General features: G+C 50.8%; 19 protein-coding genes and 1 riboswitch. Of the genes, 7 read left to right on the forward strand and 12 right to left on the reverse strand.

What is annotated here, in order from left to right:
• Window positions 1-3: 3 nt before the first annotated feature.
• Entirely contained in the window at window positions 4-1563 is a 1560-nt protein-coding gene (gene yoaE / locus J4645_RS07570) for a CNNM family cation transport protein YoaE (RefSeq protein WP_000421815.1), read from the reverse strand.
• Window positions 1564-2035: 472 nt separating this feature from the next.
• On the opposite strand from yoaE, the gene manX reads away from it, so the two are divergent.
• The 5 genes from manX to mntP all read left to right on the forward strand — a co-directional run bounded on the left by manX (window position 2036) and on the right by mntP (window position 6214).
• On the forward strand, window positions 2036-3004 hold the full coding sequence (gene manX / locus J4645_RS07575; RefSeq protein WP_000150523.1) for a PTS mannose transporter subunit IIAB: 969 nt from the start codon (window positions 2036-2038) through the stop codon (window positions 3002-3004).
• 52 nt (window positions 3005-3056) lie between these two features.
• The gene (gene manY, locus J4645_RS07580; protein WP_000406918.1) at window positions 3057-3857 is read left to right on the forward strand and encodes a PTS mannose transporter subunit IIC; all 801 of its coding nucleotides are present in this window, start codon (window positions 3057-3059) and stop codon (window positions 3855-3857) included.
• 12 nt (window positions 3858-3869) lie between these two features.
• On the forward strand, window positions 3870-4721 hold the full coding sequence (locus J4645_RS07585; RefSeq protein ID WP_001518647.1) for a PTS mannose transporter subunit IID: 852 nt from the start codon (window positions 3870-3872) through the stop codon (window positions 4719-4721).
• A 58-nt stretch (window positions 4722-4779) separates the two neighbouring features.
• The gene (locus J4645_RS07590) at window positions 4780-5238 is read left to right on the forward strand and encodes a DUF986 family protein (protein WP_000156280.1); all 459 of its coding nucleotides are present in this window, start codon (window positions 4780-4782) and stop codon (window positions 5236-5238) included.
• A gap of 196 nt (window positions 5239-5434) precedes the next feature.
• Window positions 5435-5536, forward strand: a riboswitch (yybP-ykoY riboswitch).
• 111 nt (window positions 5537-5647) lie between these two features.
• On the forward strand, window positions 5648-6214 hold the full coding sequence (gene mntP, locus J4645_RS07595) for a manganese efflux pump MntP (protein WP_001518359.1): 567 nt from the start codon (window positions 5648-5650) through the stop codon (window positions 6212-6214).
• On the opposite strand, the gene rlmA is transcribed toward mntP, so the two are convergent.
• The 6 genes from rlmA to mgrB form a co-directional block, all read right to left on the reverse strand.
• Window positions 6211-7020, reverse strand: coding sequence for a 23S rRNA (guanine(745)-N(1))-methyltransferase (gene rlmA, locus J4645_RS07600; RefSeq protein WP_023214461.1), 810 nt, complete (start codon window positions 7018-7020; stop codon window positions 6211-6213). The two genes, mntP and rlmA, sit on opposite strands and share 4 nt — an antisense overlap.
• Before the next feature lie 65 nt (window positions 7021-7085).
• Window positions 7086-8831, reverse strand: coding sequence for a peptidoglycan glycosyltransferase FtsI (ftsI, locus tag J4645_RS07605; RefSeq protein ID WP_000730318.1), 1746 nt, complete (start codon window positions 8829-8831; stop codon window positions 7086-7088).
• Window positions 8832-9050: 219 nt separating this feature from the next.
• Window positions 9051-9260: a transcription antiterminator/RNA stability regulator CspE gene (gene cspE / locus J4645_RS07610; RefSeq protein WP_001062678.1), complete on the reverse strand. Its 210-nt coding sequence runs from the start codon at window positions 9258-9260 to the stop codon at window positions 9051-9053.
• A 12-nt stretch (window positions 9261-9272) separates the two neighbouring features.
• A complete protein-coding gene (locus J4645_RS07615) occupies window positions 9273-9416 on the reverse strand; it encodes a DUF2627 domain-containing protein (protein WP_001537930.1) in 144 nt (47 codons plus the stop codon).
• Window positions 9417-10064: 648 nt separating this feature from the next.
• Window positions 10065-10352 carry a YebO family protein gene (locus J4645_RS07620; RefSeq protein ID WP_001000660.1) on the reverse strand — a complete coding sequence of 96 codons (288 nt, stop codon included), beginning with the start codon at window positions 10350-10352 and terminating at the stop codon, window positions 10065-10067.
• 70 nt (window positions 10353-10422) lie between these two features.
• Window positions 10423-10566 (reverse strand): PhoP/PhoQ regulator MgrB, encoded by a 144-nt coding sequence (mgrB, locus tag J4645_RS07625; protein ID WP_000714547.1) that lies wholly within the window; start codon window positions 10564-10566, stop codon window positions 10423-10425.
• 157 nt (window positions 10567-10723) lie between these two features.
• Between mgrB and yobH the strand changes: the two genes are divergently transcribed.
• Window positions 10724-10963: an invasion protein YobH gene (gene yobH, locus J4645_RS07630; protein WP_001236778.1), complete on the forward strand. Its 240-nt coding sequence runs from the start codon at window positions 10724-10726 to the stop codon at window positions 10961-10963.
• 211 nt (window positions 10964-11174) lie between these two features.
• Here the strand turns inward: yobH and kdgR are convergent, their stop codons facing one another.
• Window positions 11175-11966, reverse strand: a complete 792-nt coding sequence (kdgR, locus tag J4645_RS07635; RefSeq protein ID WP_001262196.1) for a DNA-binding transcriptional regulator KdgR — start codon at window positions 11964-11966, stop codon at window positions 11175-11177.
• A 175-nt stretch (window positions 11967-12141) separates the two neighbouring features.
• Between kdgR and J4645_RS07640 the strand changes: the two genes are divergently transcribed.
• The gene (locus J4645_RS07640; RefSeq protein ID WP_000416139.1) at window positions 12142-13515 is read left to right on the forward strand and encodes an MFS transporter; all 1374 of its coding nucleotides are present in this window, start codon (window positions 12142-12144) and stop codon (window positions 13513-13515) included.
• Window positions 13516-13562: 47 nt separating this feature from the next.
• Here J4645_RS07640 and htpX read toward each other — a convergent pair whose 3' ends face one another.
• The 4 genes from htpX to J4645_RS07660 all read right to left on the reverse strand — a co-directional run bounded on the left by htpX (window position 13563) and on the right by J4645_RS07660 (window position 17987).
• Window positions 13563-14444, reverse strand: coding sequence for a protease HtpX (htpX, locus tag J4645_RS07645; RefSeq protein WP_000984498.1), 882 nt, complete (start codon window positions 14442-14444; stop codon window positions 13563-13565).
• 193 nt (window positions 14445-14637) lie between these two features.
• The gene (prc, locus tag J4645_RS07650; RefSeq protein ID WP_001091237.1) at window positions 14638-16686 is read right to left on the reverse strand and encodes a carboxy terminal-processing peptidase; all 2049 of its coding nucleotides are present in this window, start codon (window positions 16684-16686) and stop codon (window positions 14638-14640) included.
• A gap of 19 nt (window positions 16687-16705) precedes the next feature.
• Window positions 16706-17392 (reverse strand): RNA chaperone ProQ, encoded by a 687-nt coding sequence (gene proQ, locus J4645_RS07655; RefSeq protein ID WP_000431401.1) that lies wholly within the window; start codon window positions 17390-17392, stop codon window positions 16706-16708.
• A gap of 97 nt (window positions 17393-17489) precedes the next feature.
• Window positions 17490-17987 carry a GAF domain-containing protein gene (locus J4645_RS07660; RefSeq protein WP_001518229.1) on the reverse strand — a complete coding sequence of 166 codons (498 nt, stop codon included), beginning with the start codon at window positions 17985-17987 and terminating at the stop codon, window positions 17490-17492.
• Window positions 17988-18081: the final 94 nt, after the last annotated feature.

An 18081-nucleotide genomic window follows, 5' to 3' on the forward strand; every position in this document is an offset into this window, starting at 1 on the left:
ACGTTATTCCTCTTCGTCGTGGGCAGGCTGTTCTTTAACAATCCGAACCAGATCGACACGATAGTCGTTGGCCTCGACAATGGTGATCCGCAGGGGCGGAACATCAATGACATCGCCAACACGAGGAATATGGCCATTAGCGGCGATCACTAACCCCGCGACCGTCGCAATATCGCCCTCTTCGTTCACCAGATGGTCAACTTCCAGCGCCTGCTGTAGCGCATGGAGATCGGTGCCGCCCTTCACTATCCAGCCCTCGGCATCGGCAACGATTTCCGGCGTTTCATCGGCATCCGGGAACTCACCGGCAATCGCTTCCAGCACATCCAGCGGCGTAACCAGCCCCTGCACCACGCCGAACTCGTTAGTGACGATAACGAAACTGCCGCGCGCACGACGCAAAACGCCTAACAGATTGATAGGATCAAGCGTTTCCGGCACCACTATCGCCGGGGAAGACGCGGCGATAGCCGCAACGTCCGCGCCCTCTTCCAGCGCCACCAGCAACTCTTTCGCGCGAACGATACCGATAATTTCATCCAGCTCGCCCCGACATACCGGGAACAGGCTATGCGGAGAAGAGAGTAACTGCTGACGGATTTCAGCTACGCTGAGATTCGCATCCACCCAACTAATTTCGCCTCGCGGCGTCATAATGCCGCGCAGGGAGCGCGACGCCAGAGTCAGTACGCCGTTAATCATGTAGCGTTCTTCTTCGGCGAAGGCGCCTTCCGACACCGATATCGCGGCCGGGCTATCCGTCTCATGTTGTGTACTCGCCTGACGTTTACCGCCCATCAGACGCAGGATAGCGTCCGCAGTACGCGCGCGCAGCGGCAACGTGGACTGATGACGAATAAAGTTGCGGCGCGCAATCTGGTTAAACACCTCGATAACGATCGAGAAACCAATTGCCGCGTACAGGTAGCCTTTCGGAATATGGAAACCAAACCCTTCCGCCACCAGGCTCAAGCCGATCATCAGCAGGAAACTCAGACAGAGCACCACCACCGTCGGATGCTGGTTGACAAAACGGGTCAGCGGTTTTGACGCCAGTAGCATCACCGCCATCGCAATCACCACCGCCGCCATCATAACCGGCAGATGGTTTACCATACCTACCGCCGTAATCACGGCGTCCAGCGAGAAGACCGCATCCAGGATGACAATCTGCGTGACTACCACCCAGAAGCTCGCATAGCCTTTACCGTGTCCGGTGTCATGCTCGCGGTTTTCCAGACGTTCATGCAGCTCGGTGGTCGCTTTAAACAGCAGAAATATACCGCCCAGCAGCATAATTAAATCGCGGCCGGAGAAGGTAAAATCCCAGACGGTAAAGAGCGGCTTTGTTAAGGTCACCAGCCACGAAATAATGGACAGCAGCGCCAGACGCATAATCAGCGCCAGCGAGAGCCCGATAAGACGCGCTTTGTCACGCTGCTTTGGCGGCAATTTATCGGCGAGGATCGCGATAAAGACCAGGTTATCGATACCCAGGACAATTTCCAGGACGACGAGCGTGAGTAAACCCACCCAAATTGAGGGATCCATTAATAATTCCATGACAAGCTCCTGCTTAAGGAATGACTAAACGGCGCCCACAACATCTCAAAGGATGCAGGCGGTAACGCAATAAACAAAGTAAGGCTATGGCAAAATATGCCAGATTGACAGGCGCAAAACGGCCAAAGAGTGAAATGACGTCGGTGACGATCCATACAACGGGCTGCTGCCCTATACCCCATTCTAATTAAACGGAAGCTAAACATAACAGAGACAACTGGTTTTTGGCAAAGATTTACCTTCCTTTGCAAAGAGATGTAACCAGGATATTTTACACTTCGAAATTTCTCATTATCGAAAACAAAATTACGGATCTCCATCACACAAAATATTTTTTTCGATATCTAAAATAATTCACGAAAATCATGCGTTTTTCGTTGTAACCCTCATCTGAATCGATTCGCTTGCGGACGGCGATTCAAAAAATACATCTGTCAAGTTGATGTGTTGACAATAATAAAGGAGGTAGCAAGTGACCATTGCTATTGTTATAGGCACACATGGTTGGGCTGCAGAGCAGTTACTTAAAACAGCCGAAATGCTGTTAGGCGAGCAGGAAAACGTCGGCTGGATCGATTTCGTTCCAGGCGAAAATGCCGAAACGCTGATCGAAAAGTACAACGCTCAGTTGGCTAAACTCGATACCAGTAAAGGCGTGCTATTTCTCGTTGATACATGGGGAGGCAGCCCGTTTAATGCTGCCAGCCGCATTGTCGTCGATAAAGAGCGCTATGAAGTTATTGCCGGCGTCAACATCCCGATGCTGGTCGAAACGTTTATGGCTCGTGACGACGATCCGAGCTTTGATGAGCTGGTCGCACTGGCGGTAGAAACCGGTCGTGAAGGCGTAAAAGCGCTGAAAGCGAAACCGGTAGAAAAAGCCGCGCCAGCGCCAGTCGCCGCCGCGCCAAAAGCGGCCACGCCGGCAAAACCGATGGGCCCGAATGATTATATGGTTATCGGGCTTGCCCGTATTGATGACCGCCTCATTCACGGTCAGGTCGCTACCCGTTGGACCAAAGAGACCAATGTCAGCCGTATTATTGTTGTGAGCGATGAAGTCGCGGCGGATACCGTACGTAAAACGCTGCTGACGCAAGTTGCGCCGCCGGGCGTTACGGCGCATGTGGTTGACGTCGCGAAGATGATTCGCGTCTACAATAACCCGAAATACGCCGGTGAACGCGTGATGCTTCTGTTTACCAATCCTACCGACGTCGAGCGCATCGTTGAGGGCGGCGTGAAAGTCACTTCCGTGAACATTGGCGGTATGGCCTATCGTCAAGGTAAAACGCAGGTGAACAACGCCGTTTCCGTCGATGAAAAGGATATCGAAGCCTTTAAAAAGCTCAACGAGCGCGGCATCGAGCTTGAGGTGCGTAAAGTTTCCACCGATCCGAAACTGAAAATGATGGATTTAATTGCCAAAGTGGCGAAATAACCGCCGGCATTTAATTAGCTTTCACACTTAAGATAGCAATAGGAGAAGTACAATGGAGATTACCACTCTTCAGATTGTGCTGGTGTTCATCGTCGCATGTATCGCAGGTATGGAGTCGGTACTTGATGAATTTCAGTTCCACCGTCCGCTGATCGCCTGTACCTTAATCGGCGCCGTTCTGGGGGACATGAAAACCGGTATTATCATCGGCGGTACTCTGGAAATGATCGCTCTGGGCTGGATGAACATCGGTGCTGCCGTTGCGCCTGATGCCGCACTGGCGTCCATCATCTCTACCGTTCTGGTCATCGCCGGGCATCAAAGCATTGGCGCCGGTATCGCGCTGGCGATTCCGCTGGCGGCGGCAGGCCAGGTACTGACCATTATCGTTCGTACCATCACCGTGGCATTCCAGCACGCGGCGGACAAGGCGGCTGAAAACGGCAACCTGACGGCGCTCTCCTGGCTGCACGTTTCTTCTCTGTTCCTGCAGGCAATGCGTATCGCTATCCCGGCGGTTATCGTTGCCATCTCCGTAGGCACCAGCGAAGTACAGGGAATGCTGAATGCGATTCCTGAAGTCGTCACAGGCGGTCTGAACATCGCTGGCGGCATGATCGTCGTGGTTGGTTATGCGATGGTTATCAACATGATGCGCGCAGGCTACCTGATGCCGTTCTTCTACCTCGGTTTCGTCACCGCGGCTTTCACAAACTTCAACCTGGTCGCACTGGGTGTCATCGGCGCAGTGATGGCTATTCTTTACATCCAGCTGAGCCCGAAATACAACCGTGTAGCGGGCGCGCCTGCAGCGGCTGCTGGCAATAACGATCTCGACAACGAACTGGACTAACAGGTGAGCGAAATGGTTGATATGACTAAAACTACCACCGAGAAAAAACTCACTCCGAGCGATATTCGCGGCGTATTTCTTCGTTCTAACCTGTTCCAGGGGTCATGGAACTTCGAACGTATGCAAGCGCTGGGCTTCTGCTTCTCTATGGTGCCGGCGATTCGTCGCCTGTATCCGGAGAATAATGACGCGCGTAAACAGGCGATTAAACGTCACCTGGAGTTCTTTAACACTCATCCTTACGTTGCGGCGCCGGTACTGGGCGTGACCCTGGCAATGGAAGAAAAGCGTGCGAACGGCGCAGAGATTGACGATGGCGCTATCAACGGTATCAAAGTCGGTCTGATGGGACCGCTGGCAGGCGTCGGCGACCCTATCTTCTGGGGTACCGTCCGTCCGGTATTCGCGGCGCTGGGCGCAGGTATTGCGATGAGCGGCAGCCTGCTTGGTCCGCTGCTGTTTTTCATCCTGTTTAACCTGGTGCGTCTGGCGACCCGTTATTATGGCGTGGCTTATGGCTACCGCAAAGGCGTCGATATCGTTAAAGATATGGGCGGCGGCTTCCTGCAAAAACTGACTGAGGGGGCGTCAATCCTCGGCCTGTTTGTCATGGGGGCATTGGTTAACAAGTGGACGCATGTGAATATCCCGCTGGTGGTCTCCACCATCACCGGTCAGGATGGTCAGACACGCGTTACCACCGTGCAAACCATTCTCGACCAGCTGATGCCGGGGCTGGTTCCGCTACTGTTGACCTTTGCCTGTATGTGGCTGCTGCGTAAGAAAGTTAACCCGCTGTGGATTATCGTGGGCTTCTTCGTCATCGGTATCGCCGGCTACTCCGTAGGACTGCTGGGCCAATAAGGCTGTTGTACACTACCGGGGCCAAACGGCCCCGTTTTTTTATTTCTCTGGAGGATAAATGACTATCACGGACCTGGTGCTGATTCTCTTTATTGCCGCATTATTGGCTTACGCTCTCTACGATCAGTTCATCATGCCCCGTCGCAATGGCCCCACTCTGCTTTCTATAGCCCTGCTTCGCCGTGGTCGCGTAGACAGCGTTATCTTCGTTGGGCTGGTCGCCATCCTTATTTATAACAACGTAACCAGCCACGGAGCGCAGATGACCACATGGTTATTAAGTGCGCTGGCGTTAATGGGGTTTTATATATTCTGGATCCGCACGCCACGGATCATCTTTAAACAACGTGGCTTTTTCTTCGCCAATGTCTGGATAGAATATAACCGTATTAAAGAGATGAATTTATCGGAGGACGGCGTACTGGTGATGCAATTAGAACAACGACGCTTGCTTATCCGTGTACGCAATATCGACGATCTGGAAAAAATATATAAGCTTCTTATTGAAAATCAATAACCTAAGATATAGCCTCAACTATGTTTTTCGAATTTTATTTCGAATCATAATATAGCTAAGGCTATATTTTCTATTGACCAATTGTTATTTAATTTAACGTTTTATTGATGAATAAATCTAAATGAAAATCGTTTTCAATTAGAAGACAAATAATATTTTATCGCTGTTGTTTTATATTCTAAAAATATGTTAATGTTGCGCCGTCAATTGGGGAGTAGCCGATTTCCAGACTCCGGAAATGTACGCGTCAACATACTCGTTGCAAAACGTGGCGCGTACGGACCAGCCGCCGCTGGTCAGGCGAGACCATAGGCGCATCAACTGCTGTGTATTTCGTCACAGAATGGCGACATGCATGTTTGCTGGGGGCAGTGATGTGTTTAATGGATACCCCGGTCAGGACGTTGTCATGCACTTTACTGCTACTGTTCTTCTCGCTTTCGGCATGTCGATGGATGCTTTCGCGGCATCAATTGGCAAAGGCGCCACCCTACATAAACCCAAATTCTCAGAAGCGTTGCGTACCGGCCTTATCTTTGGCGCGGTTGAAACGCTGACCCCGTTAATCGGCTGGGGGCTGGGGATATTGGCGAGTAAATTCGTTCTGGAATGGAACCACTGGATAGCCTTTGTTCTGCTGATCTTTCTGGGCGGACGCATGATCATCGAAGGTATCCGCGGCGGTAGTGATGAAGATGAAACACCGTTACGTCGCCACAGCTTTTGGCTATTAGTCACGACGGCTATCGCGACCAGCCTTGATGCGATGGCGGTTGGCGTCGGTCTGGCGTTTTTGCAGGTAAACATCATCGCAACCGCATTAGCTATCGGTTGCGCCACGCTTATCATGTCCACCCTCGGAATGATGATCGGTCGCTTTATCGGCCCAATGCTGGGTAAGCGTGCTGAAATTCTCGGCGGGGTCGTACTGATAGGAATTGGCGTCCAGATCCTCTGGACGCATTTTCACGGTTAACGGTTACGCTGCCAGAGATGAAGGTTGAAATCCGTCTGGCAGCTAAGTCCGGCGCTGGCGGCCAGTTGTTCCCACACTTCTGGCCTGGCGCGCCAGGCAAATGGCGTCATTTGCAACAGTGCTACAGCCGCTTCGGCGGTGAGCTGCATGTGATAAGCAAGGCGGGTACTCTGCTGCAATGTGAATCCGTCGAGCTGCTCGGTATACGGCGCATGTAAACGCACCTCATCATAAATGAGCCCTTTTAGTTCCATCAGATGATGCGGCCCCGGCGTGGCGGTAACGACCCAACCACCAGGTTTCACCACACGCGCCAATTCCTGCGCCTTACACGGGGCGTAGATTCTGATCACCGCATCCATTGACGCATCGGCAAAGGGCAGTCGATGGCTTGACGCCACACAAAACTTCACCTGCGAATAGCGTTTCGCCGCCGCTTTGATCGCCGTTTTAGCAACGTCCAGTCCAAACGTGGTGACTTCCGGCAACGCCTCGGCAAAAGCGTGAGTGTAATACCCCTCGCCGCAGCCAATATCCAGAATCGCCGTGGCCGACTGATCCAGCCGCTCGCGCAACAGGTTAATCACGGCATCGCGCAGCGGCTGATAATGGCCCGCATCAAGAAACGCTCTCCTCGCCTGCATCATTTCGGCGCTGTCGCCCGGATCGCGCGAACGTTTATGCTGTACCGGCAGCAGATTGATGTAGCCCTCTTTCGCCACATCAAACTGATGGCGCTGTGGGCATATAACGCTGTTATTAATCTGCGTAAGCGGCTGATGGCAAAGCGGACAGGTAAACGACATGACAACTCCGGACTGGGGCGCTAAAGGGCGCAAGTGTAACGCGAATTGCGCCCCGGGAAAATCCTTTACGAGCCTGGAACCGCAACGTGGCTGCCATGCATCACCAGAAGGTGATCTGAATCGGCTGGCATACCGTCTGGCTCAACATTTTCCAGCCGCAGCACATCGCCCATGATCTGGCTGAATACGGGCGCAGATACCGCGCCGCCATAATAAGCCCCGTTTTGCGGATTATTAATCACCACCACCAGCGCAAACCTGGGGTTACTTGCCGGCGCGACGCCTGCGGTATATGCCACATACTTATCGACGTATTTACCATCATCGCCAATTTTTTTCGCCGTCCCGGTTTTGACCGCAATACGGTAGTCTCTTACTGCGGCTTTTGTTCCGCCGCCGCCAGGCAACGCGACGCTCTCCATCATATGTTCCACCTCGTGCACCAGTTCTTCCGGCATTACCCGCGTGCCGATCACGGGCGGATCAACTTTGGTGATCGATAACGGACGGTAGATACCAAAGCTGCCAATCGTGGCATAAACATGCGCCAGTTGCAGCGGCGTCACCATTAATCCATAGCCAAAAGCGAAGGTAGCGCGATCTAAATCACTCCAGTAACGGCGTTTCGGTAATAACCCGCTGCTCTCTCCGGTGAGACCCAGTCCGGTAGGCACGCCGAAACCAAAGCTTTTATAAGTATCTATTAATTTCTGCACCGGCATCGCCAGAGAAAGGTGAGAAACGCCGGTATCGCTGGATTTTTGCAAAATGCCGGTTAATGTCAGTTCCGGATAGTAACCGACGTCGCGGATACGGTGTCCATCGAGAGTAAAAGGATGGGTATCGATAACGCTGTCCGGCTGCACGATGCCCTGCTGTAACGCAGTCATAATGACCAATGGCTTCACAGTAGAACCGGGTTCGAAAGTATCGCTAATCGCGCGGTTACGAAAATCGTCCAACTGCGCGCCTTCACGGTTGTTCGGGTTGAAATCCGGATAGCTCGCCATCGAGAGAATCTCACCCGTTGGGATGTTAATCAATACGGCAGCGCCGGATTCCGCTTTGTTCCAGATGACGGCGTTATCCAGCGCATCTTCGGTAACCGTTTGCAGACGTTCATCAATGCTAAGCTGAAGTTCATGAGCAGGAACCGGATTCACTTCCGTAATGTTCTCAATAACGTGACCAAATTTATCTTTACGCACCAGCCGGGAGCCCGGTTTTCCCGTCAGTTGCGCGTTAAAGCTCTTTTCAATACCTTCTATTCCCTGCCCGTCGATATTGGTAAAGCCGATCAAATTGGCCGCTACGTGTCCGGCAGGGTAAAAACGGCGCGACTCTTCCCGCAGGTTAATACCCGGTAGATTCAGTTTATCTATCCATTCGGCTTGCTGGGGTGAAACCTGGCGCGCAAGGTAGATAAAACGGCCTGCCGGGTTACTGTTTACCCGTTCCGCAAGCGTACTGAGAGACAGATGTAAGGCGCTGGCCAGCGCCTGCCAGCGCTCATTGTAGCCAACGCCGCCTTTGCTTATGATAGTCTTCGGATCGGCCCAGACAGCATTAACCGGAACGCTCACCGCTAAGGGTCGCCCTTCTCTGTCAGTGATCATGCCGCGTGGAGAGGCTGTGGTCACTTCACGAAGCGAGCGCATATCTTCTTGTTTCACCAGTTTCGACGGCGTAACAATTTGCAACCATGCCACCCGCCCTAACAACAATGCCATACTGAGCAGAATGGCAGTGCAAAGTAGTGCAAAACGTATGGGCGTAAAATTACGGGTATCGCCGTCGCTTTTCTTTTTCACCTGATCTCCAGCCGAATCATTTTTCAGGTGATTGATTTAACGGGAAACGGCCGGAAAAACCAGAAAAAACAATGCTAATAACATCGCGCCTTTGCAACAAATCGCTAACGAGAGCGCATCCAGACACATTTTGAAGGATATTGAATTAAAAAGCCCCGCTTTTAGCGAGGCTTTATATCTGAGGCTGACGCGACAAACGCATCAAATCAGTGGTGTCGATCAGATAGCTGTTACGTTAACAGCAGCCGGACCTTTCTGGCCGTCCTGAATTTCGAACTCAACGTTCTGGCCTTCAGCCAGAGTTTTGAAACCATTGCCCTGGATAGCGGAGAAGTGTACGAACACATCTTTGCTGCCGTCAGCCGGAGTAATGAAGCCAAAACCTTTGGATTCGTTGAACCACTTAACTTGACCTTTAATCTTTGCCATTTGCAAAATTCCTTAGAGTGTTTTCTTTGCCCGTAGGCATAACATAGATAAAACTGAGACATTACTGCTTGAGGCACTAATATAAGGTTCGGCAGAGAAGCGGTATTCAACGTCAACGTGTTTACTCAGGACTTCTTTACTGAAAATGCCACACATAAACAGAACTGTACCTCGTTTAACCCAAAGCCTGTTATCACATACAACGTTAATTATGGCAAGCCATTTTTAAACGTGTCTCGATCCGTCGCACAAATTACGAGAACCTTCACAAATTGACAGCACGTTTATGCAACAAAGTTGCGAAAGATATATCCTCACGCGCTGACGGACTCCTGACAACGCCACTGCTGAAAAGCCATTTTTCTACCATAGCTCAATAACTTCGCTTCTTCCAGTGCATCAAATCACATTTAAAAGCTGTATTTTTCATATCACTTTTTATGCTGAGTTATGCATAAATTGTCACAATGATAAAAAACACCTTTTAATCAAAATAATAGAAAAGAAAAGCGATTTTCGACACCGCTTTTTGTGATGTTCTGCGTCTTTACAGAATGCCTTAAAATAATGAACAAACAATGACAATCCATAAAGAGAGAGAAACGTTTCGCTTTTAATAGAGAATGAGCGGTATCACAAAAATGCCATATGTCCATTTGTTATACATATAAAACTATGTTGCATATAAAGCCATACATTATGTAAGGCGTTGATGCCGTAGTATCAGTTGCAAACGGCAACGCGGAGTGATCCGACGGGGAAATGGGGCGTATGGCACTGGCGCCATTTGCGCCCCGGTAAGCATTATCGTTCAGCAACCAGACGAATGATGTCCTCATCCTCTTTTGGTTCGCTTGCCGCTGTTGCGGGTTCCGCTTCTTTTTCTGGTTCGTTTGCTTCGCAAAGACGGCGTAACAACGCGTTTTGCCGCTTCTGTTGATCCAATAACGCTTCGAGCAATTCTATCTGCTCGTTGGCACGGGAACTTGCCCGGTTGACAAAGAACCAGAGCGCCAGCCCCACCACCAGAACCACCATTGATACTATTAAAGATGCAAGAGAAAACGCACCAGAGTTTAAAACGTCGTTCATTTCACCACCTCGATGTAGAGACGTCATTCTACCACTGCTACACGGGAAGGAAATCTCTGGTGTAAAACGTTTACCAGGGAATAAATTTATTGATGGCGCAAATACCGCTGAAAAATTGTACATCCTGATCGCACATGATATTAAACACCTGCGCCCACAGCAACAGGCATACTACCACCACGATGCCGAGGACGACCCATCGAAATTTTTTCACTCCACTCTCCGATCTTACATCTTATGTCGCTAAATTATCATGAGTTACTTAAACCAGGAGTAACTGTAGCGGCATTATATGTTTTTAGGAATGATTCACTTGTTTCAATCAATGTACACGCTACTCTTATTCTAACTAAAAAAGAAAAGAGGTAGTAATGCGTTTGATCATTCGCGCAATTGTATTGTTTGCCCTAGTGTGGATAGGCCTACTGATGAGCGGCTATGGCATCCTGGTGGGAAGTAAAGTGAACGCTGCGGGGCTGGGTTTACAGTGCCATTACCTGACCGCACGCGGCACCAGCACGGCGCAATATCTCCATACCAACAGCGGCATTATTGGCTTTTCCGACTGTCCCATTTTTAGAAAAAGCGCCACCGTGGTGGATAATGGCTAAGCGGCAATAAATAATTTCACAGTGAAACTATCACCAATAATTCCGCTATATTGGCTGTTGTTCATAAGTACTGTTAAATAATATTTTAATAACCGTTAAATAAGCCGACAGACATTATCTTCTTTTACGATTTCATCCCACCCGATGTTATAAAAAAAGCAGCTACATTTTTCGCAGCTGCTTTTTTTTAACGTCATGCTAATAACTTTGCTTAGAAGGGATAATCGTTGTAACCCATTTGTTCAGAAATTTTACGCGCGGCGGTGTGTAACATAGCCACATATTCCTGCAGGCGTTCTTCTGAAAAGCGCAGCGTCGGGAACGAAATGCTTAACCCTGCGATGACTACGCCAAAACGGTCAAATACCGGTACGCCGATACAACGTAACCCTTCTTCCTGTTCTTCGTTATCTTCACCGTAGCCTTGCGCACGCACCTCATCCAACAGCGGCAGCAACGCTTCAGTGCTGGTAATCGTGCGTCCAGTGCTTTGCTTATACTCTACGCCGTCGAGAATCTGCTTAACCTCATCACGGTCGCGCCAGGCCAGAAGCACTTTACCGATGGCCGTACTGTACAGCGGATTGCGACGCCCAATACGTGAGTACATCCGCAGATTGTACATAGAGTCAATTTTATGGATATAGACAATGCTGTCTTCATCCAGCGCGCCAAGATGGATAGTTTCTTTTGTCAGACGAGACAGTTCGCGCATCTGAATGTCCGCACTGCGGATGAGATCAACATTTTGCAACGCTCGCGCGCCCAGCTCAAACAGCTTTAGCGTCAGAGAGTATTTTTCAGACTCCCCCTCCTGAGCCACGTAGCCCAGCGTTTTCATGGTTTGCAAAAAGCGATAAACGGTGCTTTTCGACATCATGACGCGCTGCGATAGCTCGGTAATCCCTATTTCACGCTCTTCACCCAGCGCCTGCAGAATGCCGAAAACTTTCAGCACAGAAGATACAGAATCAGGCTGCTTATCCAGATCTGCGTTTGCCATTTATCACCTCATTACGAGCGTTTTATAAAATTCAGAACGAGTTTTTATTATAATTTCACGCCAGGTCGCCCGCAATCCATCTTTGCTTACTTCGTTACAAATCTGCGACATAACAACTCAGTATTAATGCTAACATTATTATTCAGCTCATAATTCCCCTTATTACAAAATACTTATGGAAAAAACACGGGCCGATGGCCTGCCCCTCCCGCAGAGATACGGCGCTATCCTGACGATTATTATCGGTATTTCGATGGCGGTTCTGGATGGCGCAATCGCTAATGTCGCGCTGCCAACCATTGCGACTGATTTACATGCCTCCCCTGCCAGCTCTATCTGGATTGTCAATGCGTACCAAATCGCCATTGTCGTCTCACTACTTTCCCTGTCTTTTTTAGGCGACATGTTTGGTTATCGCCGGATCTATAAATGTGGTTTAGTGGTATTTCTGCTTTCATCATTGTTTTGCGCGCTTTCAGACTCGCTGCAGATGCTGACGCTGGCGCGCATCGCGCAGGGATTTGGCGGCGCGGCGCTAATGAGCGTAAACACGGCGCTGATTCGTCTTATCTACCCCCAGCGTCATCTGGGACGAGGCATGGGAATTAACTCTTTTATCGTCGCAGTCTCTTCCGCCGCGGGTCCGACGATCGCCGCGGCGATTTTGTCCATCTCATCATGGAAATGGCTGTTTCTGATTAATGTCCCGTTAGGTATCATCGCGTTAATTCTGGCCATACGCTTTTTACCAGCAAACATCGCCCATGACACTAAGCCGCGCTTTGACTTACCGAGCGCGGTAATGAATGCGCTCACATTTGGCCTGCTGATTACCGCATTGAGCGGCTTTGCCCAGGGACAGTCGCTAACGTTGATTGGCGCAGAGCTGCTCGTTCTGGTCGTGGTCGGGTTTTTCTTCGTGCGCCGCCAGCTTTCTTTGCCCGTCCCCTTGTTACCCATCGACTTGTTACGCATTCCGCTTTTTTCACTCTCGATCGGCACGTCAATTTGCTCGTTCTGCGCGCAAATGTTAGCCATGGTCTCGCTACCTTTTTATCTGCAAACCGTGCTGGGCCGTAGCGAAGTAGAAACCGGCCTGTTATTGACGCCCTGGCCACTGGCAACGATGGTGATGGCGCCGCTGGCGGGATACCTGATAGAACGTCTTCATGCCGGTTTGCTGGGGGCGCTGGGAATGGTGATAATGGCAGCCGGGTTGTTTGCGCTGGTCATGTTGCCAGCCTCCCCCTCCGATCTGAATATTATCTGGCCGATGATCCTTTGCGGCGCAGGGTTTGGCCTGTTCCAGTCGCCGAATAATCACACCATTATCACTTCCGCGCCGCGTGAGCGCAGCGGTGGCGCCAGCGGGATGCTGGGCACGGCGCGACTGTTAGGCCAAAGTACTGGCGCCGCGCTGGTAGCGCTGATGTTGAACCAGTTTGGCGATAGCGGTACGCATCTTTCGCTGCTCGCGGCGGCGATCCTGGCTACTCTCGCGGCGGTAGTGAGCGGTTTACGTATTACGCAACCACGCGTTCAGGCGTAAAAAAAGCGCGTCATTCGACGCGCTTTTCATACTTGCCAGTGGGCTTATTATTTCAGGTACTCGCCGCTACGCAGCGCTTCAATGCGTTTATCCAGCGGTGGGTGCGTCATAAACAGCTCGCTTAACGATTTCGATTTACCGTTAATACAAAACGCCATCATGCTGGTCGCTTCTTGCGGCTCGTAGCTGGTTTTCAGGCGCTGCAACGCGGCAATCATTTTTTCACGGCCAACCAGCTTCGCCGATCCCGCATCGGCATGAAACTCACGGTAACGGGAGAACCACATGGTGATAATGCTTGCCAGAATACCGAAGACCAGTTCCAGCACCGTCGCAACGGCGAAATAGATTAGCGGATTACCGTTACTTCCTTCGCCTTCATCACGGTTGCCGCCCAGAAAACCAGCAGCAATTTGCGCGATAATGCGCGAAATAAAGATAACGAAGGTGTTAACCACCCCCTGAATCAACGTCATCGTCACCATATCGCCATTGGCAATATGGCTGATTTCATGCGCAATGACGGCTTCCGCTTCGTCAGGGCTCATGTTTTGCAACAAACCGGTGCTCACAGCGACCAATGAGGCGTCACGGCGTGCGCCCGTCGCAAACGCGTTAATGTCCGGCGCATGGTAGATAGCAACCTGCGGCATGGCGATACCGGCCTGGCGCGCTTGCGTTGCTACGGTGTTCATCAACCAGCGTTCTCTTTCATTGCGAGGCTGTTCAATAACTTCCCCTCCTACGGATTTTAACGCCATCCATTTGGACATCAGCAATGAAATAAAAGAACCGCCAAAACCAAACAGCAGCGCCATGATCAACAAGCCTTGCACGCTGCTCGACTGTATCCCTGTCAGGCTCAGAACCAGCCCGAAAACGACCATCACGGCCAGGTTCGTCAGCAGGAAGAGCGCGATTCGCATCATAATTTTCTTTTAACCTCAATTTAACAAAGCGCACTATGCGATTACCCACATCGTATGGGTCTTATGGCTATTTTCAAGCATCACCAGGCGGTAAGTCACGAGAAAAACACAACTTTACATTTTGTAGCATTATCCTGACGACTTCTGCGCTTGTTAAAAAAAAACAGGCACAATTTTTTGTGCCTGTTTAGCGTTACTTATTGGCTGCCGCCTGCTCCGCTGGTTTTTCTTTTTCAAGATGCGCCAGGTCCAGAGCAATCTTCACCGTTTCATCAAGGTATGGGTCCGGCTCCTGGTAATCCTTTGGCAGATCGTCCAGTTTCTTCAGCAACGGTTTACCCTCGCGTTTAAACCGATCGTTAATACGCGCCAGACGCAGAGCGTCTTCTTCATTGTTCTCTTTCTCACGCTGCGCATAATTCAGAGAGACAATGTTGCGCTTATCCTTCATGGCATTGAAACGTGCGATATCCTTCATGATGTACTGGAACTCAGGATCTTTGGCGATACGCGCGTTGTGTTCTTTCAATAATTCCGGGCCAAACGGGGCCAAATCATCCGATTTCACGTACTTCGCCGCATCAATGCTATCCCACGGCAAGGCGTTATCTTCAAATTTTTCTCCGGTTTCCGTCTCTTCATTGCCAGTCGGCATGATGATATCCGGCGTGACCCCTTTACGCTGCGTACTACCGCCGTTGACACGGTAAAACTTCTGAATGGTGTACTGCACCGAACCCAGCGCAGGCCATTCCGGGCGAAGCATCTGATCGTAAATTCGGTTTAGCGAACGATATTGTTGTACCGTCCCTTTACCGAAGGTCGGCTCACCGACAATCAGCGCGCGCCCATAATCCTGCATCGCGGCAGCAAAGATTTCCGATGCCGAGGCACTGAAACGATCGACCAGCACCACCAGCGGGCCTTTGTAGTAGACCACGCCGTCGGTGTCGCTATCCTCACGCACTTTGCCGTTATTGTCGCGCACCTGAACTATCGGACCAGAAGGGATAAACAGACCGGAAAGCGAAACGGCTTCCGTCAGCGCCCCGCCGCCGTTTGAACGCAGATCGATAACGATGCTATTAACGTTCTGTTTTTCCAGCTTCTGAAGCTGAACTTTGACATCATCGGTCAAGCCAACATAGAAGCCTGGAATATCCAGTACGCCAACTTTTTCCTTGCCGACGGTTTTCACCGACATTTTAACCGCGCGATCTTCAAGACGAATCCGTTCACGCGTCAGCGTGATAATACGCGTTTTCGTCCCTTTACCAGCCGGCAGTATTTCCAGTCGGACCTTGCTGCCTTTTGGCCCTTTGATCAGCGCCACCACATCGTCAAGACGCCAGCCAATGACGTCGACCATCGGTTTTCCGGCCTGCCCTACGCCAACGATACGATCGCCGACGCTAATTGACTTACTCTTCGCTGCCGGGCCGCCGGCGACCAATGAGTTAATGACAGTATAATCGTCATCCATTTGCAGCACCGCGCCGATACCTTCCAGAGACAGGCTCATTTCGGTATTAAACTGCTCGGTATTGCGGGGAGAAAGATAATTCGTATGCGGGTCGATTTCACGCGCAAAAGCGGTCATCGCCAGCGAGAACACATCTTCACTGTTGGTCTGCGCCAGGCGACGAATAGCGAATTTGTAGCGACGCGTCAGCGTTTCGCGAATTTCTTTGTCGCTCTTGCCGGTGAGTTTCAGACTGAGCTCATCGAATTTCACTTTACCATCCCACAGCGCATTTAGCTCAGCCTCATCTTTCGGCCAGGGCGCTTTACTGCGGTCCAGGTTAAACGTATCGTTTCCGGTGAAATCCATTGGCCGCTCCAGCACTTTTAGCGCGTACTGGTAACGTTCAAACCGGCGCTTTTGCGCCAGGTTATAAAGATCGTAAAAAACATCCAGCTTACCCGTGCGCAGCTCATCGCCCAACACGGTTTTCTTTTTCGCAAACTGCTCGACATCGCTCGCCAACAAAACGTTGTGGCTATAGTCGAGAAGATTCAGATAGCGATCAAAAATCTTTGCCGAAAATGCCTCATCCAGATCGAACTGGCGATAGTGGGAGCGGGTAAAACGCGACGTTACTCGCTCGCTCACCGTCGCATGTTGCGTCTCTTCCTTTAGTACGGGAATTTGATCGGCACGCGTAATATCTTCCACGGCGAAGGACTGGCCTGCTAATGCAAGCAGGCCAGCTAACGCGGTAAGCCTAAAAAAAGTGTTCATGCCAGGCCTGGCCTCCGTTTCAGAACACCAGGTGTTCTGCGCGTACAATCAAAGACATACCCGAATTCAGCTGTACACGGACACCATCTTTGGTGATTTCTAATACGGTGGCATCCATCGCATTATTACCCGCTTTCACCTTGAGGGACTGCCCTACGGTCAATACTGAAATATCAGAAACCGGCGTGTGCTTCTCTTCGCGAGGCGCACGCGGCGCTTTCGTCGTCGGTTTATCAGCGCGAGGTTTACGTTCAGCGCCTTCTTTACGACGCGCTACCGGGCGAGGTTTACGCTCGCGTCGCGGCGCGTCTTCTTTTTCGCCAGCCGCCGCGGCAGCTTCGCGTTTTTTCGCTTGCTGCTCTGCGCGCTGCGCCTGAACACGGGCTTTGGCTTCTTCAAGCTGCTTACGCGCATGTTCGACATGCTGTTCTTCCAGCTCGCCGCACGGATTGCCATCAAGGTCGACGCGCGTTGCGCCCGGCTTAACGCCGTACAGGTAACGCCAGCTTGAAGTATAAAGACGTAAAGCGGAACGAAGTTGCGTTTTGCTGAGGTTCATTTCGCCCCCAACTCGCTCTACCAGATCCTGAAAAATACCAATTTTCAGCGGGCGAGCTTCGCCTTCCGCACTAAAACAGTGAGGAAAACGCTCGGCCAGAAACGCGATAACTTCTTTACTGCTATTCAACTTAGGTTGATTTTCCATGAAATTTCCTGATTACAACGGACGTAGCCAACAAGCAGCAGGCATGAACAGGCGTCATTATAATGACGCCATCAGTAATTGCTACGTTATCCGTTGATTATCCTGCGACGCTCGCAAAGAATTTTTTGTAATCCGTCGTTGCAAGCACGGTTTCAAGCTGTGCGACCAGTGTACGCAGGCCGTGTTCATCTTCTTCGGTAAAACGGCCAAACGCCGTGCTATCTATATCCAGCACACCGATAATCCGTTCACCAACCGTGACAGGCAGCACAATTTCGGCGTTGCTGGCGGCATCACAGGCAATATGGCCGTCAAACGCATGAACATCATCAATACGTTGAACCTTATTCTGCGCTACCGCTGCGCCGCACACGCCGCGACCAACCGGAATCCGCACACAGGCGATTCGCCCCTGAAACGGCCCCAACACCAGCGTATCGCCTTCGAGGAGATAAAATCCTGCCCAGTTCACCTCGGTAAGACGTTCGAACAGTAACGCGCTGGTATTCGCCAGCGTGGCCAGAAAGCTGGTTTCACCTGCCATTAACGACTGAAAATCGCGGTTTAACGCCGCGTATAGTTCTGTTTTGCTCATTATATAATCACTTCGTGGTCTTACTCCTAAACACAGGCTATTAAAATAAGCATTAAATGCGTTCTTGCTCAAGATTATTCCTGTCATGAGTTAA

The organism is Salmonella sp. 32082101201600294FB01SM01 (genome assembly GCF_017572865.1).
Taxonomy (GTDB): domain Bacteria; phylum Pseudomonadota; class Gammaproteobacteria; order Enterobacterales; family Enterobacteriaceae; genus Salmonella; species Salmonella enterica.